Raw genomic sequence first — 21009 nt, forward strand, 5'->3', positions numbered from 1 at the left:
AGCGACCGCGTTCGACCGCCGTCAGCGGCGCTCCATGAAGTAGACGCCGAGGACGACGCCGAACGTGAGCCCGAGCATTACGCCGATGGCCAGGGAGTCGCCGATGACGCCCGCGACGCCGCCGAGAAGGAAGCCGATGGCCAGCCCGATACCGAACTGCTCGGCGCTGTGGCTCGACCCCTCGTGGTCGTCGGAATCGACCATCACGCGGTCGGTCGGTTCGGCGTAGCTCTGTCGCTGTACGGACTCCGCGCTCAGGGTGACTGACTCCTGGGACATACCTCATTATTCTTCGTGCTATTCAATAACCCTTGCCCGCGTTCTCAACTTTCGGAAACGACCGGTGTGCGAGCGCGCGAGGGCGCGTGAGGACGAGTCGACGCGGACTCCGACGCTCAGAACGCCGCGTCGAACGCTCGCTGAAGGTCGGCCTTCATGTCGTCGATGTGCTCGATGCCGACGGAGACGCGGATGAGGCCGTCGGTGAGGCCCGCTTCGAGTCGCTCCTCGCGGGGGATGGCCGCGTGAGTCATCGCCGCGGGCTGTTCGATGAGGCTCTCGACGCCGCCGAGGCTCTCGGCGAGCGTGAACACCTCGGTCTCCTCGACGACGGTCGAGGCCTGTTCGAGCGAGCCGTCGAGTTCGAACGAGAGCATTCCGCCGAAGTCGTCCATCTGCTCGGCCGCGAGGTCGTGTTGCGGGTGGGAGTCGAGGCCGGGGTAGAACACCTCGGAGACCGCCTCGTGGTCGTCGAGCCACGCGGCGAGTTCGCGGGCGTTGTCGCAGTGGCGGTCCATCCGGACCGGGAGCGTCTTGGTCCCGCGGAGGACGAGGAAGCAGTCGAACGGCGAGGGCGTCGCGCCGACGGAGTTCTGGTAGAACGCTATCTCCTCGTCGAGGTCCGCGTCGTCGGTGACGAGCGCGCCGCCGACGACGTCGGAGTGGCCGCCGAGGTACTTCGTCAGCGAGTGCGAGACGATGTCCGCGCCGTGGTCGAGCGGGCGCTGGAGATACGGCGTGGCGAAGGTGTTGTCGACGGCGCACAGCGCGTCGACCTCGTGGGCGATGTCGGCGAGCGCCTCGATGTCGTTGACGCGCATGAGGGGGTTCGTCGGCGTCTCGACCCACACGAGCTCGGTCTCGTCGCGGACGGCGTCGCGGACGGCGTCGTGGTCGGTGGTGTCGACGAAGTCGAACTCGAGGTCGTACTTCTCGTAGACCTGCGTGAAGATGCGGTGAGTGCCGCCGTAGACGTCGTTGCCGGCGACGACGTGGTCGCCCGCTTCGAGGAGGTTGAGCACGGTGTTTATCGCGCCCATCCCCGAGGAGAAGGCGCGGCCGTGCGAGCCGTGTTCGAGCGCCGCGAGGTTCGATTCGAGGTCGGTTCGCGTCGGGTTCCCCGTGCGGGAGTACTCGTAGCCGCGGTGGTCACCCGGCCCGTCTTGGGCGTACGTCGAGTTCGCGTAGATGGGCGTCATGAGCGCCCCCGTCTCCTCGTCGGGCTCCTGTCCCGCGTGGATGGCGCGCGTCTCGATGCGTCGCTCGTCTTCGGACATACGAGAAGCGCCGCGCCGACTCGGGTTAAGTCCGTCCCTCCCGCGCGACCACGCGGGGGACACACACGCGCGGTTCGTAACGTGCAATTTATAATGGCGACGCAAGTATTCGTTCTCACGACTATGCCGAGCTCCAACGGTCCGATGAAGGGGACGCGAGGAAAGCTCTCGAACAAGCCGCGCGAGCGCGGCACTTCGCCGCCGCAGCGCGCTATCGCGGAATTCGAGGAGGGCCAGAAGGTCCACCTCAACATCGACCCCAGCGTTCGCGAGGGTCGTTTCCACCCGCGCTTCAACGGTCTCACCGGCGAGGTCCTCGGGAAGCAGGGCCGCGCGTTCAAGGTGCAGATCAACGACGGCGGCAAAGAGAAGACGGTCATCGTCCGACCCGCTCACCTGCGCGCCCAGCAGTAAGCGATGACCATCTTCAAAGAAAAGCTCGACGAGGAGTATCTGACGACCTCCGAGGTCAAGGAACTGCTCGCCGAGGTTGAGGCGGAACGCGCCGCCGACGAAGAGCGCGAGATGCGCTACGAACTGGCCCGTGCGATAGAACACGTCAACCGGTTCGCCCACCTCGACCCCGAGGAATCTCGCGAACTCGTCGAGGAGCTCGCCGAGCTCGAGAAGGTCGACGGTCCGACCGCCATCAAAATCGCGGACCTCCTCCCGCAGTCGCGCGACGAACTTCGCGCGGTGTTCGCCCAGCAGCGCTACGCGCTCTCGGGCGACGAACTCGACGAAATCCTCAACGTCGTCGCGAAGTACGTCTGACCGCGTGACAGCGCGGCCAACTATTTAAATATCGGCTCGCCGTAACTACTGGCATGACACGTACGGAGAGCGGTGACGCCGACGCCACGACCGAGTACGTCGTCGTACTCGACGTACTCCGCCACGGGCGTCAGGGAGACGACCGACGGCGCTTCGACGCGGCACCCATCGCGTACGCGCTCGGAGAGTCCGACTTCCGTCTCCTCGAGTTGACCCTCGTCGAAGACGCCGACGTGAGCATCGGCGACCGGCTCGTCGTCTCGCCGGTCGCCGACCGCGAGCTGATTCAGTCCGTCGAAGAACTCTCGTACGGCGACCTCTCGAACACGGCGACGGCCGAAGTCGACTACGTCGTCGAGGACATCGTCGAGGCCGACGAACGGCGGTTCGTCGACTTCTACAACGACGCACAGCCCATCACCCTGCGGCTCCACCAGCTCAACTTGCTTCCCGGCATCGGGAAGAAGCTCCGCGACAAGATTCTCGAATCGCGCAAGCGGCAGGGACCGTTCGAGTCGTTCGAAGACCTCGAAGAGCGGGTCTCCGGGCTTCACCGCCCGAAGGAGGTCATCGTCGAGCGCATCCTCGACGAACTCCGCGACAACGACGTGAAGTACAAGACGTTCGTCGGACGCGACGGGCGGTAGCGGAACGGGACTTTTACCCGCTCCCGCACGATACCTCTCCCAATGACGAGCGACGGCAGCGAACAGGTCCGCGGGGCCCGCGCGCGCGACCCGGACGCCCTCATCCGGCGGGCGGGCGCTCGCGGGAACCCGGACCACGACCAGCACTTCCTCGTCGACGACCGCGTCGTCGACCGCATCCCGACGTACCTCCCCGAGGACGCGGACCGCTCGCACGTCCTCGAAATCGGCGGCGGGCCGGGCGTCCTCACGGACCGACTGCTCGGCGTCGCCGACCGCGTCACCGTCGTCGAACAGGACCGGACGTTCGCCGAGCACCTGCGCCGCGAGTTCGCCGACGAGGTCGAAGCGGGACGGCTCACCGTCGTCGAGGGCGACGCGCTCGAGGTCGACCTGCCCGAGTTCACCGCGTGCGTCTCGAACCTCCCGTACGGCATCTCCTCGGAGATCTCGTTCCGGCTGCTCCCCCGCGGGAAGCCGCTGGTGTTGATGTTCCAAAAGGAGTTCGGCGAGCGGATGGCCGCCGAGGCGGGCACCTCGGAGTACGGCCGCCTCTCGGTGAGCACCCAGCACTACGGCGACGTCGAGGTCTGCGAGCACGTCCCCCGCGAGGCGTTCGACCCCAAGCCGGCGGTCCAGAGCGTCGTCGTCCGCATCACGCCGCGCGACCCGGAGTACGAGGTCGAAGACGAGGCGTTCTTCCTCGACTTCGTGAAGGCGCTGTTTACCCAGCGACGGAAGACCATCAGAAACGGCATCCGAAACACGGCGCACATCTCCGGGCTGTCGGACCCCGAAGCGGTCGTCGAGGCGGCCGACGAGGACGTGCTCCGAAAGCGCGCCGGCAACATGGCTCCCGCGGAGTTCGCCGAACTCGCGGAACTCGCCGCGTCGGTCGGCCGGTAACCTAACTCCATGATACGCCCCGCGCTCGCCGTGACCCTCTCTCGTCTCGCCTCCGCCGGCACGCCCCTCCAGAGCGACACGGTTCTCGACATCGCGTCGCTGTTCCCGACGTTCGAGCTTCGCGTCGCCGCGAGCCTCCTCGTGACCGTTGCCGTCGTCGCCGTCTGGCGACTCGGCGCGCGACTCCACGACAAGGAGGTCGACGCCGTCTCGATGCCGGTGTGGCACCTCTCGGTGACGGTGCTCCGACTCGTCGTCGTCGCCGGCGGCGGTGCGTTCGTCTTCGCGGTCTGGTCGCTGTCGGGCGACATCGGCACGATTTCGGCGCAGTACGACCTCAACAGGCAGACGTTCGTCCGCATCGCGCTGTCGGCGGCGTTCGTCGTCGGCGCGTACGTCCTGACGAGCGTCCTCGGTCGGTTCATCGGCGAGATTGCGAGCACGCGACCGGAGATTTCCGACCACCAGCGCGAAATCATCTACCGCATCGCGCAGGTGACGACCTACCTCGCGACGCTCGCGGTCATCCTCGGTATCTGGCGGGCCGACCTCGGCGGCTTCCTCGTCGGCGCTGGCTTCCTCGGCATCGTGGTCGGGATGGCGGCGAGACAGACCCTCGGCGCGCTCATCGCGGGCTTCGTCATCATGTTCTCCCGGCCGTTCGAAATCGGCGACTGGGTCGAAGTCGGCGACCACGAGGGTATCGTCACCGAAATCACGGTCGTGAACACGCGCATCCAGACGTTCGACGGCGAGTTCGTGATGATTCCGAACGACGTGGTGAGCTCGGAGAGCCTCGTCAACCGGAGCCGAAAGGGTCGACTCCGCCTCGACGTCGAGGTCGGCGTCGACTACGAGACCGACATCGACCACGCCGCGGACGTGGCGCAGGCGGCGGTCGAAGACCTCGACGAGGTGCTCTCGGTGCCGAAGCCGCAGGTCGTCGCCAAGCGGTTCGACGACTCCGCGGTCGTCCTCGGGGTTCGCCCGTGGATAGACCGCCCGAGCGCCCGCCGGTGGTGGCGCGCCCGCACGGCGACCATCTCGGCCGTCCGCGAGACGTTCGCCGAGGAGGACATCACCATCCCGTTCCCGCAGCGCGCGCTGTCCGAGCGCGACCCCTCGGGGCCGATTCCGCTCACCGATACGAGGCCCGAGGCGAGCCCCGAAGCCGACGGCGGCGTCGAGGGCGGTGAGGCCGATGGCGACGCCTCGACTGGTTCCACGGAGGCCGACGAATGACCGACCTCGCCGAGCGCCGCGGGATGAACACCTCCGTCTACCAGCCCGCGGAGGACTCCGGACTGCTCGCGCAGGCCGCGGTCGGGCGCGTCTCGGGACGCGTCCTCGAAGTCGGCACCGGCTCGGGCTGGGTCGCAGAGCAACTCGCGACGAAGACCGACGCCGACGTGGTCGCGAGCGACCTCAATCCACACGCCTGCCGGCAGGCGGCCGAGCGGGCCGCAGCCATCCGCGCCGAGGGCGGCCGCGGCTTCGAGGTCGTTCGCGGGAGCCTCGTCGAGCCGTTCCGCGACGACGCCTTCGACGCGGTGGCGTTCAATCCGCCGTACCTCCCCGAGGACCTCGAAGCCGCGCGCGACGACTGGATGGAAGTCGCGCTCACCGGCGGCGAGGACGGCCGCGAAATCATCGACCCGTTCCTCGACACGGTCGGCCGCGTCCTCAAGCCCGGCGGGACCGTCTTCCTCCTCGTGAGTAGCTTCACGGGCTACGACGAGGTGCTCGCCCGCGCCGAGGCGAACGGCTTCGGCCACGAGGTCGTCGTCCAGGAGTCGTACCCCTACGAGACCCTCACGGTGCTCGCGTTGGAATAACCAATGCGCATATGTTGATACAGGAAATATTATAGGCCGTCATTTCTTAGCCAGGAGTGATGACTGAACTCGTCTCGACGACACCGGGACTGTATCCCCTCCCGGATTGGGCGAAACAGGAGCTTTCCGACCTCAAGGGTCACCAGAAACACGACCTCATCTCCGGTAACGAGGGCGCGGACATCGTGAGCGCGTACGACCGCGCCCGCGAGGAAGTCGTCTCCGAACAGACTGACGCCGGTCTCGACCGCGTCGTCGAGGCGCAACTCCGCTGGGACGACATGCTCGCGCACCCGCTGACGGTCCACGAGAACGTCGAGACCGGCGGTATCGTCCGCTACTACGACAACAACAACTTCTACCGCGACCCGCAGGTCCGCGGCGAACTCACCTTCTCCGGCGACGTCGCGGCCGAACTCGACGCTACCGCCGACCTCCTCGGCGACGAGTCGCTGCAGGCGGTCCTCCCCGGCCCGTACTCGCTTTCGGACCTCGCGACCGACGAGCACTACGGCGACGAGGCCGACTTCCTCGGCGCAGTCAGCGAGTTCCTCGCCGGCGAGGTCGACGCCTTCCCCGACCACGAGACGCTGTTCCTCCTCGAACCCTCGCTCGTGTTCTCGCCGCCGGGCGAGGACGTCGACGAGCGCGTCGCCGAGGCCATCTCCGCCGTCTCCGACGCGACCGACGCCGACGTGGTCGTCCACACCTACTGGGGCGCGCTCGACGAGAAGGTCTACGCGCACCTCATGGACGCCGACGTCGAGGCCATCGGCTTCGACTTCGTCGCCGGTGACCGCGACCAGACGCTCTACAACATCAACGAGTACGGCACGAAAGACGACATCGCCCTGGGCCTCGTCGACGGCCAGAACACGCTGGTCGAAGACCCCGACACGGTCCGCGAGCGCGTCGAGTGGACCCTCGACAACGTCCAGAGCCAGACGTTCGACACCGCCTACGTGACCTCCAACACCGAACTGTTCTACCTGCCGGAGAACCGCGCGACGGAGAAACTCGCCGCCCTCGCGGCCGCCACCGAGGACGAACTGGAGGTGGAAGCATGAGCCGCGACGCCGAGAACCGCGAGCAGTTCCGCCCCGAAGGCCACGAAAACGAGCACTTCCTGCTCACCACCGTCGTCGGCTCCTACCCGAAGCCCAAGTGGCTCAACCGCGCCAACGACCTCGCGGAGGACCCCGACTCCAAGTTCACCCAGGAGCACCTCCACGAGGCCCACGACGACGCCTGTCGCGTCATCACCCGCGAGCACGAGCGCTCCGGCCTCGACACCGTCGTCGACGGCGAGATGCGCCGCGAGGAGATGGTCGAGTACTTCGCCCACCGCATCCCCGGCTACGAGTTCAACGGCCCGGTGAAGGTGTGGGGCCACAACTACTTCGACAAGCCCTCGGTCGTCGGCGAGGTCGAGTACGACGAGCCGTGGCTGGTCGACGAGTTCGAGTTCACGAGCGACGTGGCCTCCAAGCCCGTCAAGGTCCCCATCACGGGCCCGTACACGCTGGCTAGCTGGTCGTTCAACGAGCACTACGACTCCGAGGCCGACCTCGCGTACGCGCTGGCCGACCTCGTCAACGAGGAAATCGAGAAGCTCGTCGAGGCGGGCGCGACCTACATCCAGATCGACGAGCCCGCGCTGGCGACGACGCCGGACGACCACGCCATCGTCGGCGAGTGTCTCGAACGCATCGTCGCGGGCATCTCCGACGAGGTCCGCATCGGCCTCCACGTCTGTTACGGCGATTACTCCCGCATCTACCCCGAACTCAACGACTACCCAATCGACGAGTTCGACGTGGAACTCTGCAACGGCGGCTACGAGCAGATTGACGTGTTCACCGACCCCGAGTTCGAGCCGGACCTCGCGCTCGGCGTCCTCGACGTGCACACCACCGAAGTCGAGACCGTCGAGGAGATAAAGGAGAACATCAAGCAGGGTCTGAAGGTCGTCCCGCCGGAGAAGCTCACCGTCTCGCCCGACTGCGGCGTGAAGCTCCTCCCCCGCGAAGTCGCCTACCAGAAGACGGAGAACATGGTCAAAGCCGCCCGCGAGGTCGAAGCCGAACTCGACGCCGGCGAAATCGACCTCGACGCGCCCGTCCCGCAGGCCGACTGAGCGGCTGAGTGTCCGAGCGCCCGAACAACTCCCCGTTCGTCTTTCTTGTCCGTATCGAACCCAGAGTCGCAGACTCCCATCGCGTTCTCGCCGCCGTGAGTGTCTCCCCGTCCTGCACGTGAAATAAATGTTAACATAGCACATAGCGTATCGCTCGGTATGGGCACCGAATCAGTCGCACCGGAACGGACGAACGTCGAACTGTGCCGCCGATACGTCGAGGAGTTCGTCAACGAGGGGGACGCGGCGGCGGCCGATGAGTTGGTCCGCGAGGACGTCGTCACTCACCAGTTGGGCGTCGACGTCGACAGAGTGGGGAGAGACGCGCTGGTCGACCAGATACTCGGCTTCCGGGGGGCGGTTCCGGACTGGACCCTCGCTGTCGAAGACGCGGTCGGCGAGGGCGACCGGGTGATGATGCGGCTCACGGCGCGGGGGACGCCGCAGGAGCCGTGGGGGAACCTCGTCCCGACCGGGAAGTCGTTCGAGCAACCGGCGTTCTTCGTCTTCCGACTCGAAGACGGCCGCATCGTCGAGCAGTGGAACCTGGTGAACCTGATGGGAATCGCGCGCCAACTCGGGTTGCTTCCGCCGGGGCCGCGGGTCGTCGCCAAACTGGCGGCCCGGCGCATTCGGTCGCGCCTCGGCGGCGGCCGGTGACGCGGTCGAGCCGACAGACCGAGTTAGACGCGCTCGGGCTCGAACGAGCGTTCTCGGGTCGCGTCGTCTCCGACGTCGGCACCACCGAGCCCGCGATTGCCCTCACTCCCGATTCGCCACCCGCCGTCGGCACCGCGGACTAACGGAAGCTCCGTCCCGACGGCGTCTGAAATCTCTTCGGGTGGCACGTCGCACGCCGCGGCGATGCGTTCGAACCGCGAGCCGCCGGTCAGCGCCTCGGGAACCGGAACCCAGACCGTCGCGGTCCGGTCGTCGGGCGTCGCGAGCGCGAGGTCGAGTCGCACGCCGTCCCGGCGAGAGAAGCGGGCGAAACCGCTCGCTCCGCGCCGCCGCTCGGGGACCACGTTCGTGACGACGCCCGAATCGACGTGGTCGAGCGCGCGCAGGCCGGCCACGCGGAGTTCGACGTCGCGGATGTCGGTCGGCCCGAGGACGACCGGACGCACGAGCGTCGAGAGCGTCGCCGCCAGTCGCGCGGTCGTCCACGCCGCCACCGCGGTCGCGCCGAGCATCGCCACCGCGCCGACGACGAACAGCGCCGCGAGCGCGAGGAGTACGAGTTCAACTTCGACCATGTGACACGTTTCGCCGGGCGACGAGAAAACCGTTGTTCGCCGCGCGGTGGACGGTCAGGTCGCGGTGACGGTCGTCGCCGGCAGTCCTGGTGTGACTGATGATAGTCCTTCGCACACTCCATTGTCGACGGGAGCGTCCCCGTCGGCTGGAGCGCGGACGAGAGGGGAGACGTGGCCGCCGCTCCTCTCGGCAGAAAACGTGAGAACCGCGAGACGAGACTTACTCGTAGAGCCAGGTCTCGTCGATGCGCTCGTAGTCGACGAGTTCGTCCTCGTCGAAGAAGAGCGCGATTTCGCGCTCGTTCGCGCCCTCGTCCTCGTGGTCGGAGCCGTGGATGACGTTCCGGCCGAGGTCGAGACCGTAGTCGCCGCGGATGGTGCCGGGAGCGGACTCTGCGGGGTCCGTCTCGCCCATCATGCCGCGGACCTGTCGCGTCGCGTCCTGTCCTTCCCAGACCATCGCGAAGACGGGACCGGACGTGATGAAGTCGACGAGACCCTCGAAGAAGGGCTTGCCCTCGTGCTCACCGTAGTGGTCGTGAGCGAGCTCCTCGTCGATCTGCATGAACTTGCCGCCGACCATCTTCAGACCGCGGTCCTCGAAGCGGGAGACGATGTCTCCGATGAGGCCGCGCTGGACGCCGTCGGGCTTGACCATCACGAAGGTGCGCTCTGCGTCGGACATCAGTTGTCCTCCGACTTGCCGCTCGCGCGGCGGCCGGCCTCCGTCCACTCGAGGTCGCGGGCCTCGCGGCCGAGGAAGTAGTTCTTCTCGGCCTTCGAGTCCTTGAAGTGGAGGATGGTACCGTCGGTCTTGACGTACATCGTGCCCGTGCCGGGCTCGATTTCCTCACCGCTGTAGTCGCACGTGCGCTTTTCGACCATTGTTACTGCCCTCCGATGGAGTCGGCGTCACGCTGAGTCTCGCGGAGCTGGAGGATGTCGCCCTCGCGGACGGGACCCAGCACGTTTCGCGTGATGATACGGCCCTGGTTGGAGCCTTCGCGGATGCGGCACTTGACCTGCATGGCCTCGCCGTGCATCCCAGTCTTTCCAACGACTTCGATGACTTCGGCAGGCGTCGAGTCGCTGGCTTGTTCGTCCGCGCTCATAGTCGGTTATCGAAGGTCCTCGACCTTAGTCGCGATGTCCTCGACATCGTCGGACGCGTCGCCGGCGTCGACGATGGCGGCCGCGGCACTGCCGACTTCGAGGCCGGCGGCGTGGCCGATGTCGTCCTGCGTCTCGACGAAGATGAACGGAATGCCCTTCTCGTCGGCGAGTTCGGGCAGGTGCATGACGATCTCCTCGGGGGAGACGTCTTCCGCGATGAGGACGAGCTGGGCGTTGCCCCGCTCGATGGACTTGGTCGTTTCGTTGGTTCCTTTCTTCACGATACCAGTATCTCGGGCGACCTCGAGCGCCTCGACGGCGCTGTCAGCGAGGTCGGCCGGTACGTCGAAGTCTACGTAGACAGCCATTGTTGTTCACCTATATCCTGCTCGCGGGCTCGACTCCCTCGCCGGTATCACACCGGTCGGTCGGTCGCGACCGGTCAACGATTTCCCTACGGCGAGGAGGTTCATCAACCCCGGACAGGCTGTAACCACTCTTTGCTTCGGCCCCCATAAAAGCGCTTTCAAAATCGTACCGCCGTGCGACGCGTCCGCACGACCCGCGAAACACCCGATTTCTCGCCGACCGAAGCGCCACGGATTCGCGTGTCGATTGCTCACACGAAACGCTCGTGGCGGGGCGTGACACGCCACCGAAACCGCCGGCTGAACCGACTGGGAGACGAGCGCGCTCGCACCCGACCGAAGGATGTGAATAGTCGCGCCGGCGTATCGCCCCCATGACCGAACTCGGCGACGACCCCGACGTCGAGGCGCTCGCCGCCGCCCGTCGCGAGGAGGCGCTGGCGACGAACCAGCGACGCCTCCTCGTCCTCGCCGGCGACCGGGACGCCGGCATCGACGCCGCCTTCGACGCGGTCCGCGGGGCCGACGTGCCCGACGACGAGGTGACGTTCGTCACCGCGCGGGAAGGATTTCGCTTCCACCGCGTCGAACCGAAGCGCGCCTCGTCGCTCCTCGGGACGACCCGGACGCTCGTCGTCCTCGACGCCCACGAGGACTTCTCGGCGAACGCGCTCGGCCGCGTCGCCGGCGCGGTCGACGGCGGCGGCCTGCTCGTCCTGCTCACGCCACCCCTCGACGAGTGGCCGACCCGCTGCGACGCCTTCGACGAGCGATTGGCGGTCCCGCCGTTCTCCGTCGCGGACGTGACCGGCCGCTTCCGCGGCCGACTCGTCTCGACGCTCCGGGACCACCCCGGCGTCGCCCTCGTCGACCTCGATTCGGGGACCGTCGAGCGCGACGGCGCGTACCGACAGGGAATCAGTTTCGACGCCGCCCCGCCGCGGATACCGAGAGAGAAGAACCGAAGGTTCCCGCGGCGCGCCTACGAGGACTGCCTCACCGCCGACCAGTCCGCCGCGCTCGCCGCGCTCGAAGCGCTGGCCGAACCGGACACCGCCGTCGTCGTGGAGGCCGACCGCGGCCGCGGGAAGTCGAGCGCGGCGGGCCTCGCCGCCGGGAGTCTCGCCGCGGAGGGCGCGGACGTGGTCGTGACCGCGCCCGGAAAGCGAAACGCCGCCGAGGTGTTCGCCCGCGCGGAGCGACTCCTCTCCGAACTCGGCGCGCTCCGAGGCGGCGGCGCGGACGATTTCGACCTCGCGGCCGAGAGCGGCGGTCGCGTCCGCTACGTCCCACCGACGGAAGCCGGCGCGGCGGCGGCCGACGCCGACGCGCTCGTCGTGGACGAGGCGGCCGCCCTGCCCGTCAGGCTCCTCGAATCGTTCCTCGCCGCGCCCGCGGTCGCCTTCTGTACGACCGTCCGGGGCTACGAGGGCGCGGGCCGCGGCTTCGCCGTCCGCTTCCGCGACCGCCTCGACGACGCGGACCGCGAGGTGACCGACGCGCGCCTCGACGACCCGATTCGCTACGCCGCCGGCGACCCCGTCGAGTCGTGGACGTTCCGCGCCCTCCTCCTCGACGCCCGGCCGCCGGTCGACCAACTCGTCGCTGACGCGACGCCCGATACCGTCTCCTACCGGGCGTTTTCGCCCGACGACCTGCTGGCCGACGAACACCTGCTCCGCGAGGCGTTCGGCCTGCTCGTCCTCGCGCACTACCGGACCGAACCGGACGACCTCGCGCGACTTCTCGACGCACCGAACCTGACGCTCCGGGCGCTCACCCACGGGGGGCGAGTCGTCTCGGTCGCGCTCCTCGCCCGCGAGGGCGGCCTCGACGCCGACACCCGCCGGCACATGTACGACGGCGGCCGCATCCGCGGGAACATGCTCCCCGACGTGTTCACGAGCCAACTCCGGGACGAAGCGGCGGGCGTCCCCGTCGGCTACCGCGTGATGCGCATCGCCACCCACCACGCGGTCCGGTCGTCCGGCCTCGGCTCGCGGCTCCTCTCGGAGGTACGCGACGAGTTCGCGGGCGACGCGGACTACCTCGGCGTCGGCTTCGGCGCGACGCCCGAACTCCTCTCGTTCTGGCGCGACAACGGCTACGGCACGGTCCACCTCTCGACCACCAGAAACGACACCAGCGGCGAGTACTCGGCGCTCATGATGCGCCCCCTGTCGCCCGCCGGCCGCGACCTCCGGGACCGGCACGCCGAGTGGTTCCTCGGCCGCGTCGGCGACGTGCTCGGCGACGCCCTCTCGGACCTCGACGCCGACGTGGCGCGGGCCGCGCTCGCCGCCGTCGACGCCGGTGCCGACCCAAGCGCCGACGCCGCGTTCTCGCCCGGCCTCTCCGAGTACGAGTGGCGCGTCGTCGTGGGCGCGTCCTACGGACCGGGGCTCTACACGACCGCGCCCGGCGCGTTCCGGCGACTCGGCCTCGCGCATCTCACGAACCCGGACCGGGCCTCGTTGACGCCTCGGGAGGAGCGACTGCTGGTCCGCAAGGTCTTCCAGATGCGACCGTGGGACGTCGTCGCGGACGAACTCGACTTCCACTCGACCGCGGGGGCCATGCGCGCGCTCGGCGACGCCTACGAACCGCTCGTGGACGAGTACGGCACCGACGCGGCCCGCGAGGAACGCGAGCGATTCCGGTGAGCGCGCGGTGAGCGCGAGCCGTGCCGCGGGCGAGGGGGCGGCGAGCCGACCGTCTCGCTCGCCGACACACCGATAGTCGTCGGAACCGACGCTCATCGTATGGCCGAGTGTAGCGAACCCGACTGCGAGAACGTCGCGGCGGTCAGGCTCTACGTTCCGTGGGACGCCGACAGAGACGTCTGTACGGCCCACGCGAGGGCGCTCGTCCAGCAGGACGGCGTCGTCGCCGAACCCCTCGACGGGGCCGAAGACGACTGGTCGTAGCGCCGCCGGTCGCGAGCGGGGGCGGCGGCACCCCGACGCGTCGCTGGCCGGAGAAGACAGCGCGCAGAAATTCAGGGTCGGAGACGGGGCCGGTCAGCGCTCACCGGAGCGTGACGGCCATCATCACTTCGTCGACGTAGTCGCCGTCTATCTTGTAGTGGGCGTCGCGGACGGCTTCGGTCTCCCAGCCGTGGCCTTCGAGGAACGCGATTGCCTCCTCGTTAGTCGCCGGAACGCTGTTGTAGAGCTTCTCGAAGCCGCGCTCCCGAGCCCAGTCGACGCCGCGGTCGAGGAGCTTGCTCCCGATGCCGTGGCCGCGGAACTCCGGTCGAGTGCCGACCGTCAGGACGGCGGTGTGGCTCAGCTTCTCCGCCTCGGGCAGGTCGAGGTGGACCCAGCCGGCGAGTTCGTCGCCGACGGTGGCGACGAACACCATCCGGGAGTTGACGTCGTTGTGCCGGAGGACGACCTCCTCGTGGTCCAGCAGGTCGGCGACCGTCTCGGCCTCGATGTACCGGCCCTCGTCGGCGACCTCGTGGATGGCGTCGACGAGGCTCTCCAAGTCGACGTTCTGGGCCATCCGAATCGTCACGTCGAGGTCGCCGAGTTCGACCGTCTCCTCCTCGCCGGGCGCGTAGGCCACCTCTACGTAGTTGCCGACCTTTCGGATGTAGCCGTCCCGTCGCAGAACGGTCAGGTGCGCCCCCAGCGCCGCTGGCTCGAAGTTGAGCGCCCGCCGCACCTCGTCCTCGCGGACGGTCCCGTGGCGCTCGATGTACTCGTAGATGTCCTTGCGGTCTTTGTGTCCGAAGTTGAGACTGTCAGTTACTTCCATGGTACACAATCACACTCATGATTTATAATTGTTGTTCGTGCCGGACCCGACGACAGTCGGTGGAGCCGACGGGTGAATCGGGGTCCGTGCGCCGCCCTCAGCGCCTCTCGGGGACGCAGGTCAGCAGTTGGGCGGTGTCGAGCACGTCGTGGGTCCGCAGCAGGACCTCGGCTGCCTCGCGGACCGTGAAGTCCGCGTCGAGGTCGACCCCGTAGCACCGGGCGTACATGTCGAGCCAGTCGTTCATCGCCCGGTGGAGGAGTTCGAACTCCTCGCCGGTGAAGGAGATCTGCCGGTCGCCCGTCCGCGCGCTGACGTAGAGCGAGACCGCCGGGCCGACGCCGTCGCGGGCGCATTCGAGCGCGCGCTGGTCCGCGGCGGACGGCGGCGGCGGGTCGAACGACTCCCGCGCCTCTCGCGCCTCGGCGGCGAGGGCTCTGGCGCGCTCCCCGAACCGAACGTCTTCGGGATGTCGCTCCTCGGCACCGCGACCGTCGGCGACGGCGCGGGACTCCGAGTGGGTCGCCTCGCGGCTCATGGTCTCACCTCCGTCACCCCCACTTGAACTCGACGCCCTTGTCGCCGCGCGGGTGGGTCCACTCCGTGTCGGCGACGACGGCGCAGGTGCCGCACTCGACGCAGGGCTGGGTGTCGAGGCTGACGACGCGCTCTTCCGAGCCGTTGGTCCGGACGACTTCCTCGCGGTAACAGCCGCCGCCGAAGTCGACCGCCGAGACGGGACAGGCCGCAACCGCGGCCCCGCTGGCCTCGTAGGACTCGTCGCGGAGCGCGATGTGCGGGTTGCCGATGTCGGTGTCGTAGGTCAACCCGCCGATGCGGGCTTCGAGGTCCAGCGGCGTCACCGAGCTCTGGTCGCGGACCCGCGTCCCCAACTCCTCGGCGATGACCGTCGGGAGCGTGACGTAGGGCGTCCGCGTGTCCGGCATCAGCGCCGACAGCGTCGGGACGTTGTAGAGCCGTTCGAGCCGCCCCGAGAGCGCGCGGATGCCGGCGCGCCCGACCGGCGAGGTGAGCACGGTGTCGACCACGTCGGTCACGCCGTCGTCTTCGGCCACGCCGCGGAGCAGTTCGTAGCCGCGGGGCCGGAGCTTCTTCATCACGCCCTCGCTCCGGAGCTTGCGGGCGTAGCGAGTCCCCGCTTTCTCGGGCTCGTTGCGCGATTTGGCCTGCGCGTACGCCTCCGCCGCGAGTGCGCCCGCCGTGACGGCGTGGTTCATGCCCTTGATTATCGGTCCCTGCGCCTGCATCTGACCGGCCGCGTCGCCGACGAGGAGCAGGCGGCCGAAGTGCGGTTCGCGCAGGGCGACCTTCTTCGAGTCGGGCACGAGCTTCGCGCTGTACTCCAGTTCGGTGTAGTCGTCGCCGAGCCACTGCGCGAGCAGCGGGTGGGTCAGGAGGGCGTCGAGGAGCTGGTGTGGTTCGGCCTCCTCCGCGACGAGGCTGTCGAGGTGGAACACCGTCCCGAGCGACAGCGTGTCGCGGTTCGTGTAGAGGAAGCCGCCGCCCCGGACGCCCTCGAAGAGGTCGCCAGAGAACAGGTGCGCCGCGCCCTCGTCTTCCGCCACGTCGAACCGGTCGGCGATGGCGTCCTCCGGCATGTCGACGACGGCCTTGACGCCCTGGAACCACTCGTCGGGCTCGTCCCAGTCCATCAGGCCCGCGTCGCGGGCGAGTTCGGAGTTCACCCCGTCGGCCGCGACGATGATGTCGGCGGTTATCGGGTCGAGTTCGTCCAGCGTGACGCCGACGATGCGGCCCTCCTCGCGGAGCAGGCCGTTGACGTGGACGCCCGTCAGGAGGCCGCCGCCGGTCTCGCGGGTCCGTTCGTGGACGCGGTCTTCGAGCCACGAGTCCATCTTTCGCCGGAGGACGGAGTCGGACCACTCGGTGTCGTGTTCGTGGAGGTCCGTGAGGTCGAACGACTCGACCTTGTCGCCGGCGATGTTGTGGATGCGGTACTTCGTGATGGGCCGCTCGGCGGCCGCCTCCCGGAACCCCGGAAAGAGGTCGTCGATGGTGTACGGCGCGGACTCCTCGGCGTAGATGAGCCCGCCCGAGACGTTCTTCGACCCGGCCTCGACGCCGCGTTCGAGGACGAGCGTCTCGATGCCGTAGTTGGCGAACGTCGCGGCCGCCGCCGCGCCGCCGGGTCCGGCCCCGACGACGAGCGCTTCGTAGTGTTCGTAGTCGCTCATCGTGACTCACCTCGGTCGTCTTCGGCCGCGCCATCGTCCGGCGTTCCGGTCGGCGCGGCACCCCCGTCGCTCGCCACCGCCGCCTCGAACCGACCCTCCTTGAGCGCCGTCGTCAGCCGCGGCAGCACCTCGAACAGGTCGCCCTCGATGAAGTAGTCCGAGAAGTCGCGGATGCGGGCGTCGGGGTCCGTGTTGACGGCGACGATGGTGTCGGACTCGTCCATGCCGACCTTGTGTTGGACCGCGCCGGAGATGCCCGCCGCGACGTAGAGCTTCGGCGCGACGACCTGTCCGGTCTCGCCTATCTGTCTGTCCTCGTGGGTGTACTGCTCGACGTGGCCGTCGAAGTTGAACGACCCCGTGACGATGCCGCGGGTGACGCCAACCTCGGCGTCCTCGAACTGGCCGGCGAGGTCCAAGGCGAATTCGATGCCCTTCGTCGGGTCGTCGCCGATGCCGCGGCCGACCGCGACGATGACGTCGTGGCCGGTCAGGTCGATACCCTCGTCGAGCTGGTCGAAGTCGGTGACGGTGACGCGGAACCAGTCGTCGTCGAGCGGGGCGTCGTGTTCGACCACGAGGCCCTCGCGCTCGGCGTCGGGTTCGGGCAGGTCGAAGCTCCCCGGGATGACCGACGCGCCCTGCGGGTGGAACTCCCGCGTCGGGTTGTCGATACAGAGGATGGTCGAGTACTCGAAGCCGGAGAAGTCCGGGCGCTTCATGTGCAGGACGCGCTGGAACTCCTTTTTCTCGCCGGCGACGCCGGTCTTGACGGGGTTCGAGATGACCTCCTCCGTGATGTAGAGCCCCGAGCAGTCGCTGGCGAGACCGGAGTCGAGTTCGGCCTGCACGAGCGCCGAGAGGTCCCGGCCGTTGTTCGTCGCCGGGAACAGCACGTACCGCGGCTTGTCGTAGTCGCGCCACGGCTCGTCGCGGCCGCCTCGGACCTCGAAGTTCTCGTGGGTCGCCCCCGCGCGGGCCATGTCGCAGAATATCTCGGTGTACGGCTTGTGCTGGAAGCGTTCGAGCCGGGCGTCCTCGCGGACGACGACCACGTCCGCGCCGTAGGCGATGACGTCCTCGACGTGCTTCGACACGTCGGAGCCGATGAGGACCGCGACGACCCGCTCGTCGGTCGTGTAGTCGTCGTTGTAGGTGTCCATCAGGTCGCGGGCCTTGCCGAGCATCTCCTTGGACACGTCCACGAGTTCGCCCGCCTGTGTCTCGCAGTAGACCCACATGTCGCGGTAGGTCCCCCCGTGGAGCGACCGGACGTGCCGCTTGTCCCGGGTCGGGTGGTCGAGGTCCGGGTGGCGCTCCTCGGGCGGCCGGTCGTCCACCTCGATTTCCGTGTCCTCCTCGTCGCTTCCCTTCACGGAGTCGATGCGGCTTCTGATGAGCCGCTTTACCGAGTCGCGGTCCTCGCCGGCCTCCTCGCGTTCGAGGAGGGATTCGAGGTCCGAGACCTCCTCGACGCTCTGGAGGGCGTTTCCGACCTCCGCGGTGCTCATCGACGCGAGGTCCATCTCGTCGGCGTCGGCCGGTTCGTCGTCGTCCTCGGAGAACTTCTCGATGCGGCTCTCGATGAGGGCGATGGCCGGCGCGCGGTTCTGTCCGCGGTGTTCCGCCTGTAGAATCTCCTCTAACTCGCCGAGGTCGTCGATGTCCTTGATGGCCGGGCCGAGCTCCGAAATCTCGTAGTCGCCGGGGTCGAAGTCGGTCACGCTCAGTCACCCCCCGCGGCCGCGGCGTCGCCGGCGTCGTCGCCGACCGCCGACTGCATCGCCCCCAGCACGTCCTGCATGGCACCCGTATCCTCCGGGTCGACCATCGTCGCCTCCCGCTCCGCCGGGGCCTTCGGGATCGGGTCGACCGACGAGACGATGGTCGGCGAGCCGTCGAGGCCGATGTAGTCCGGGTCGACGTTGATGTCGGCGTGGTCCCGCACCGTCAGGTGCTCCTCGTAGTTCTCGGCGCGCGCTCGGGTCTCCTCGCGCAGGTCCTTCAGCGTCAGGCGCTCGCCCGCCGTCCGATACGACGGCTCGAACTCGGGGTCCGCGACGACGAACGCCGGAAGCTCCGTCTCGACGGTCTCTATCTCCTCGATGTCGCCTTCGACCAGTCGCTTGGCGCGCAGCGTCCCCTCCGCTTCGTCGATGTCGAGGGAGATGACGTGCGTGACGAGCGGCATGTCGAGACACCAGTTCGTCTGCGGACCGGTGTGGCCCGTCTCCCCGTCCGCGGTCTTGAACCCGGCGAACACCACGTCCGGCTCGCCGAGCGTTTCGATGCCCGCGCTGAGCGTGATGGCCGTCGCCCACGTGTCGGCGGCCGCCATCTCGCGGTCCGAGACGAGGTGGAGGTCGTCGGCGTACACCGTCTCCATCGCCTCGCGTAACACCTCCTTGTACCCCGGCGGCCCCATGCTCATCACGCTCACTCGCCCGCCGTGTCGAACCCGCGTCTGCAGCGCCGCCTCCAGCGCGAAGCGGTCGTTCGGATTCATCACTGTGGGCGTCTTCCCCCGTTCGAGGTGCCCGTCCTCGTCGAACGATACCTGGCCCTCCCGGAAGTCGGGCACGCCTTTGGTAAGTACCACCATGTGCATTGAGAACACTCTCCAGTTAATGCTAGCTCATATTCATAATAATCTTTTGTACTAGGTGGGCGGAATGTCCGCGCCGCTCATCGGCGTCTTCCTCGGCGGTCACGCCCGCAAAAAATCGGGGTTTCTTCCCTCAGATGCGTCCCGCTCGCCCGGGGTCGACGTCGATGGCGTCGACCGGGCAGACGTCGACACAGAGCATGCAGTCGATGCACTGGTCTTCGTGGGTCGGTTCGGCCTTGATGTCGGACTCCGGGTGCCCCGGTGTGTCGACCCAGGTGAACACGTCCACGGGGCAGTCCTCCAGACACGCTCCGTCGGCGAGGCAGATGTCGAAATCCACCGCGACGTGCGTGCCGTGGATGCCGTGTTTCTCCGGCGGGTCGACCGGTCCCCAGACGGCCACGCCGTTTTCCTCTCCGACCTTCTCCCTGTTTGTCTCGAACTGCGGGTCGATAGCCATGACTCTTAGTGACATATTTCGGTAGAGGCAATAAACTATCCCCCGAACGGGGGGAAACCGGGCGACGCGGCGCGCGAGTGAGAACCCGGTCACACCCGCCGTCCTCCCGCCGCGGCCTCGACGCGCCCACTCGGTGGGGTGAATAGCCCCCGGCCCGAACCACCCCGGTATGGACGTGTTCCTCTGGGTCGCGCTCGCCCTCCTGGTCCTCGGCGTCGTCGGGAGCGTACTTCCGCTGCTCCCCGGCGCGCTCCTCTCCGTGCTCGGCGTGGTCGTCTACTGGGTATCGACCGGCTTTTCGGACCCCGGACCCATCGCGTTCGTCGGTCTCACCCTCGTCGGCCTCGTCGCGCTCGTCACCGACTACGCCGGCGGGATGGTCGCCGCGCGGTTCGGCGGCGCGTCGACCCGAACGTCGATTGTCGCCGGAGTCGCCGGCTTCCTGCTCATGTTCCTCATCGGCCCGCTCGGCATCTTCGTCGGCGTCGCGGGCACGGTCTTCGCCCTCGAATACCTCGAACACCAAGACGCGGAAGAGAGCGGTCGGCGAGCCCTCGTCGCCACGGTCGGCGTCCTCGCCACCGCGGCGGTGCAGGCGCTGTTGACGTTCTCGATGCTCGTCGGCTTCGTCCTCGTCGTGGTGCTCTAACGCCGGCCGACTCCGCTTCGCTCCCGAGTTACCGCTCGTCTCGACGCCGAATCAGCCCCGTCTCCGCGTCGGCGACGACCCGAGCGGGCGCGCCGTCGGCGTCCACGCGCAGCGGCATGACGTACAGGTCGAACGTCCGGTCGGTCGGGAGCGCGTCCAACCCGCGGAGGTTCTCGACGACGAGCAGTCCCGCCCCGAGAATCGCGTGGTGCGCCGGGACGCCGTCGCCGCCGGTCGGGTCCGGGCTGAGCGCGTCGACGCCGACCGAGAGCCCCCGTTCTGCACAGGCCCGTGCCGTCTCGGGCGCGAGCGCCGGGTGGTCGGGCATGTGCTCCGTCCCCCACTCGTCCTCCCAGCCGGTTCGGAACACGAGGAAATCCACGCGGGGTTCGAGGTGTTCGGGAATCGCGTCCGGCCCGATTCGACCGCGGGGGCCCGCGTCTCGGCAGTCGGCGACCCGAGCGGTGAACCGGAGTTCCTCGACCGGGAAGTCGTCGAGCGTCGCGCCGTCCGGTTCGGTGTGTGCGGGCGCATCGACGTGCGTTCCGGCGTGCGTCCCGAGTTCGAGCCGCGAGACGCGGTAGCCGTCGGCCTCGAAGTCGGCGTGCGACTCGACGGCGACGGGCGGGTCGCCGGGGTACGTCGGCATCCCGGTCTCGACGCGTCGGGTGAGGTCGAGGAGGGTCATACCGTCCCTTAGGCGGGGGTGGGTAAAACGAGTG

The 21009-nt window shown here is 68.3% G+C and carries 26 protein-coding genes; 12 read left to right on the forward strand and 14 right to left on the reverse strand.

Annotated elements, in window-relative coordinates:
* Positions 1-21: 21 nt before the first annotated feature.
* Positions 22-279, reverse strand: coding sequence for a hypothetical protein (locus C454_RS08520; RefSeq protein ID WP_004974577.1), 258 nt, complete (start codon positions 277-279; stop codon positions 22-24).
* 116 nt (positions 280-395) lie between these two features.
* Positions 396-1556, reverse strand: coding sequence for a cystathionine gamma-synthase (locus C454_RS08525; RefSeq protein WP_004974578.1), 1161 nt, complete (start codon positions 1554-1556; stop codon positions 396-398).
* 123 nt (positions 1557-1679) lie between these two features.
* On the opposite strand from C454_RS08525, the gene C454_RS08530 reads away from it, so the two are divergent.
* The 9 genes from C454_RS08530 (at position 1680) to C454_RS08570 (ending at position 8515) form a co-directional block, all read left to right on the forward strand.
* Positions 1680-1970 (forward strand): 50S ribosomal protein L21e, encoded by a 291-nt coding sequence (locus C454_RS08530; RefSeq protein ID WP_004974579.1) that lies wholly within the window; start codon positions 1680-1682, stop codon positions 1968-1970.
* Positions 1971-1973: 3 nt separating this feature from the next.
* Complete coding sequence (locus C454_RS08535; RefSeq protein ID WP_004042989.1) at positions 1974-2330, forward strand: RNA polymerase Rpb4 family protein; 357 nt, start codon at positions 1974-1976, stop codon at positions 2328-2330.
* A gap of 53 nt (positions 2331-2383) precedes the next feature.
* The gene (locus C454_RS08540; protein WP_004974581.1) at positions 2384-2977 is read left to right on the forward strand and encodes a DUF655 domain-containing protein; all 594 of its coding nucleotides are present in this window, start codon (positions 2384-2386) and stop codon (positions 2975-2977) included.
* A gap of 42 nt (positions 2978-3019) precedes the next feature.
* Positions 3020-3883, forward strand: a complete 864-nt coding sequence (locus tag C454_RS08545) for a 16S ribosomal RNA methyltransferase A (protein WP_004974583.1) — start codon at positions 3020-3022, stop codon at positions 3881-3883.
* Between the two features lie 9 nt (positions 3884-3892).
* Complete coding sequence (locus C454_RS08550; RefSeq protein WP_004974585.1) at positions 3893-5125, forward strand: mechanosensitive ion channel family protein; 1233 nt, start codon at positions 3893-3895, stop codon at positions 5123-5125.
* A complete protein-coding gene (locus C454_RS08555; RefSeq protein WP_004974586.1) occupies positions 5122-5718 on the forward strand; it encodes a HemK2/MTQ2 family protein methyltransferase in 597 nt (198 codons plus the stop codon). Before C454_RS08550 ends, C454_RS08555 begins: the two co-directional genes overlap by 4 nt.
* Positions 5719-5777: 59 nt before the next feature.
* On the forward strand, positions 5778-6785 hold the full coding sequence (locus C454_RS08560; RefSeq protein ID WP_004974587.1) for a vitamin-B12 independent methionine synthase: 1008 nt from the start codon (positions 5778-5780) through the stop codon (positions 6783-6785).
* Positions 6782-7855 carry a methionine synthase gene (locus tag C454_RS08565; protein WP_004974588.1) on the forward strand — a complete coding sequence of 358 codons (1074 nt, stop codon included), beginning with the start codon at positions 6782-6784 and terminating at the stop codon, positions 7853-7855. The genes C454_RS08560 and C454_RS08565 overlap by 4 nt, the downstream gene beginning before the upstream one ends.
* A 159-nt stretch (positions 7856-8014) precedes the next feature.
* Positions 8015-8515 carry an ester cyclase gene (locus C454_RS08570; protein ID WP_004974589.1) on the forward strand — a complete coding sequence of 167 codons (501 nt, stop codon included), beginning with the start codon at positions 8015-8017 and terminating at the stop codon, positions 8513-8515.
* A 23-nt stretch (positions 8516-8538) separates the two neighbouring features.
* Here C454_RS08570 and C454_RS08575 read toward each other — a convergent pair whose 3' ends face one another.
* The 5 genes from C454_RS08575 to rpl7ae form a co-directional block, all read right to left on the reverse strand.
* Positions 8539-9111 carry a hypothetical protein gene (locus tag C454_RS08575; RefSeq protein ID WP_004974590.1) on the reverse strand — a complete coding sequence of 191 codons (573 nt, stop codon included), beginning with the start codon at positions 9109-9111 and terminating at the stop codon, positions 8539-8541.
* Positions 9112-9331: 220 nt separating this feature from the next.
* Positions 9332-9796, reverse strand: a complete 465-nt coding sequence (ndk, locus tag C454_RS08580) for a nucleoside-diphosphate kinase (RefSeq protein WP_004974592.1) — start codon at positions 9794-9796, stop codon at positions 9332-9334.
* Positions 9796-9996: a 50S ribosomal protein L24e gene (locus C454_RS08585; RefSeq protein WP_004974594.1), complete on the reverse strand. Its 201-nt coding sequence runs from the start codon at positions 9994-9996 to the stop codon at positions 9796-9798. The genes ndk and C454_RS08585 overlap by 1 nt, the downstream gene beginning before the upstream one ends.
* Positions 9997-9998: 2 nt before the next feature.
* The gene (locus C454_RS08590) at positions 9999-10223 is read right to left on the reverse strand and encodes a 30S ribosomal protein S28e (protein ID WP_004042966.1); all 225 of its coding nucleotides are present in this window, start codon (positions 10221-10223) and stop codon (positions 9999-10001) included.
* Positions 10224-10229: 6 nt separating this feature from the next.
* A complete protein-coding gene (gene rpl7ae, locus C454_RS08595) occupies positions 10230-10592 on the reverse strand; it encodes a 50S ribosomal protein L7Ae (RefSeq protein ID WP_004042964.1) in 363 nt (120 codons plus the stop codon).
* Positions 10593-10966: 374 nt separating this feature from the next.
* Between rpl7ae and tmcA the strand changes: the two genes are divergently transcribed.
* On the forward strand, positions 10967-13255 hold the full coding sequence (tmcA, locus tag C454_RS08600) for a tRNA(Met) cytidine acetyltransferase TmcA (RefSeq protein ID WP_004974595.1): 2289 nt from the start codon (positions 10967-10969) through the stop codon (positions 13253-13255).
* A gap of 99 nt (positions 13256-13354) precedes the next feature.
* On the forward strand, positions 13355-13519 hold the full coding sequence (locus C454_RS20720) for a hypothetical protein (RefSeq protein ID WP_004974596.1): 165 nt from the start codon (positions 13355-13357) through the stop codon (positions 13517-13519).
* 100 nt (positions 13520-13619) lie between these two features.
* Here C454_RS20720 and C454_RS08605 read toward each other — a convergent pair whose 3' ends face one another.
* The 6 genes from C454_RS08605 to C454_RS08630 form a co-directional block, all read right to left on the reverse strand.
* On the reverse strand, positions 13620-14354 hold the full coding sequence (locus tag C454_RS08605; protein ID WP_004974597.1) for a GNAT family N-acetyltransferase: 735 nt from the start codon (positions 14352-14354) through the stop codon (positions 13620-13622).
* A 97-nt stretch (positions 14355-14451) separates the two neighbouring features.
* Complete coding sequence (locus C454_RS08610; protein WP_004974598.1) at positions 14452-14892, reverse strand: hypothetical protein; 441 nt, start codon at positions 14890-14892, stop codon at positions 14452-14454.
* Positions 14893-14905: 13 nt separating this feature from the next.
* Positions 14906-16570, reverse strand: coding sequence for an FAD-dependent monooxygenase (locus C454_RS08615; protein ID WP_004974604.1), 1665 nt, complete (start codon positions 16568-16570; stop codon positions 14906-14908).
* A complete protein-coding gene (locus tag C454_RS08620; protein ID WP_004974606.1) occupies positions 16567-18294 on the reverse strand; it encodes an electron transfer flavoprotein subunit alpha/FixB family protein in 1728 nt (575 codons plus the stop codon). Before C454_RS08620 ends, C454_RS08615 begins: the two co-directional genes overlap by 4 nt.
* Positions 18295-18296: 2 nt before the next feature.
* A complete protein-coding gene (locus tag C454_RS08625) occupies positions 18297-19178 on the reverse strand; it encodes an electron transfer flavoprotein subunit beta/FixA family protein (RefSeq protein ID WP_049905054.1) in 882 nt (293 codons plus the stop codon).
* A gap of 130 nt (positions 19179-19308) precedes the next feature.
* Entirely contained in the window at positions 19309-19638 is a 330-nt protein-coding gene (locus C454_RS08630) for a 4Fe-4S dicluster domain-containing protein (protein ID WP_004974610.1), read from the reverse strand.
* A 169-nt stretch (positions 19639-19807) separates the two neighbouring features.
* Here C454_RS08630 and C454_RS08635 point away from each other — a divergent pair, with 169 nt between their 5' ends.
* Entirely contained in the window at positions 19808-20287 is a 480-nt protein-coding gene (locus C454_RS08635) for a DUF456 domain-containing protein (RefSeq protein ID WP_004974612.1), read from the forward strand.
* Between the two features lie 28 nt (positions 20288-20315).
* Here the strand turns inward: C454_RS08635 and C454_RS08640 are convergent, their stop codons facing one another.
* Positions 20316-20975 carry a cyclase family protein gene (locus C454_RS08640; RefSeq protein WP_004974614.1) on the reverse strand — a complete coding sequence of 220 codons (660 nt, stop codon included), beginning with the start codon at positions 20973-20975 and terminating at the stop codon, positions 20316-20318.
* Positions 20976-21009: the final 34 nt, after the last annotated feature.

The sequence above is a fragment of the Haloferax gibbonsii ATCC 33959 genome (assembly GCF_000336775.1).
Lineage (GTDB): Archaea > Halobacteriota > Halobacteria > Halobacteriales > Haloferacaceae > Haloferax > Haloferax gibbonsii.

Excerpts from the sequence above, each read along its gene's own strand:
- C454_RS08520 (WP_004974577.1), bottom strand. The coding sequence starts at position 279 with ATGTCCCAGGAGTCAGTCACCCTGAGCGCGGAGTCCGTACAGCGACAG.
- C454_RS08525 (WP_004974578.1), bottom strand. The coding sequence starts at position 1,556 with ATGTCCGAAGACGAGCGACGCATCGAGACGCGCGCCATCCACGCGGGA.
- C454_RS08530 (WP_004974579.1), top strand. The coding sequence starts at position 1,680 with ATGCCGAGCTCCAACGGTCCGATGAAGGGGACGCGAGGAAAGCTCTCG.
- C454_RS08535 (WP_004042989.1), top strand. The coding sequence starts at position 1,974 with ATGACCATCTTCAAAGAAAAGCTCGACGAGGAGTATCTGACGACCTCC.
- C454_RS08540 (WP_004974581.1), top strand. The coding sequence starts at position 2,384 with ATGACACGTACGGAGAGCGGTGACGCCGACGCCACGACCGAGTACGTC.
- C454_RS08545 (WP_004974583.1), top strand. The coding sequence starts at position 3,020 with ATGACGAGCGACGGCAGCGAACAGGTCCGCGGGGCCCGCGCGCGCGAC.
- C454_RS08550 (WP_004974585.1), top strand. The coding sequence starts at position 3,893 with ATGATACGCCCCGCGCTCGCCGTGACCCTCTCTCGTCTCGCCTCCGCC.
- C454_RS08555 (WP_004974586.1), top strand. The coding sequence starts at position 5,122 with ATGACCGACCTCGCCGAGCGCCGCGGGATGAACACCTCCGTCTACCAG.
- C454_RS08560 (WP_004974587.1), top strand. The coding sequence starts at position 5,778 with ATGACTGAACTCGTCTCGACGACACCGGGACTGTATCCCCTCCCGGAT.
- C454_RS08565 (WP_004974588.1), top strand. The coding sequence starts at position 6,782 with ATGAGCCGCGACGCCGAGAACCGCGAGCAGTTCCGCCCCGAAGGCCAC.
- C454_RS08570 (WP_004974589.1), top strand. The coding sequence starts at position 8,015 with ATGGGCACCGAATCAGTCGCACCGGAACGGACGAACGTCGAACTGTGC.
- C454_RS08575 (WP_004974590.1), bottom strand. The coding sequence starts at position 9,111 with ATGGTCGAAGTTGAACTCGTACTCCTCGCGCTCGCGGCGCTGTTCGTC.
- ndk (WP_004974592.1), bottom strand. The coding sequence starts at position 9,796 with ATGTCCGACGCAGAGCGCACCTTCGTGATGGTCAAGCCCGACGGCGTC.
- C454_RS08585 (WP_004974594.1), bottom strand. The coding sequence starts at position 9,996 with ATGGTCGAAAAGCGCACGTGCGACTACAGCGGTGAGGAAATCGAGCCC.
- C454_RS08590 (WP_004042966.1), bottom strand. The coding sequence starts at position 10,223 with ATGAGCGCGGACGAACAAGCCAGCGACTCGACGCCTGCCGAAGTCATC.
- rpl7ae (WP_004042964.1), bottom strand. The coding sequence starts at position 10,592 with ATGGCTGTCTACGTAGACTTCGACGTACCGGCCGACCTCGCTGACAGC.
- tmcA (WP_004974595.1), top strand. The coding sequence starts at position 10,967 with ATGACCGAACTCGGCGACGACCCCGACGTCGAGGCGCTCGCCGCCGCC.
- C454_RS20720 (WP_004974596.1), top strand. The coding sequence starts at position 13,355 with ATGGCCGAGTGTAGCGAACCCGACTGCGAGAACGTCGCGGCGGTCAGG.
- C454_RS08605 (WP_004974597.1), bottom strand. The coding sequence starts at position 14,354 with ATGGAAGTAACTGACAGTCTCAACTTCGGACACAAAGACCGCAAGGAC.
- C454_RS08610 (WP_004974598.1), bottom strand. The coding sequence starts at position 14,892 with ATGAGCCGCGAGGCGACCCACTCGGAGTCCCGCGCCGTCGCCGACGGT.
- C454_RS08615 (WP_004974604.1), bottom strand. The coding sequence starts at position 16,570 with ATGAGCGACTACGAACACTACGAAGCGCTCGTCGTCGGGGCCGGACCC.
- C454_RS08625 (WP_049905054.1), bottom strand. The coding sequence starts at position 19,178 with ATGCACATGGTGGTACTTACCAAAGGCGTGCCCGACTTCCGGGAGGGC.
- C454_RS08630 (WP_004974610.1), bottom strand. The coding sequence starts at position 19,638 with ATGGCTATCGACCCGCAGTTCGAGACAAACAGGGAGAAGGTCGGAGAG.
- C454_RS08635 (WP_004974612.1), top strand. The coding sequence starts at position 19,808 with ATGGACGTGTTCCTCTGGGTCGCGCTCGCCCTCCTGGTCCTCGGCGTC.
- C454_RS08640 (WP_004974614.1), bottom strand. The coding sequence starts at position 20,975 with ATGACCCTCCTCGACCTCACCCGACGCGTCGAGACCGGGATGCCGACG.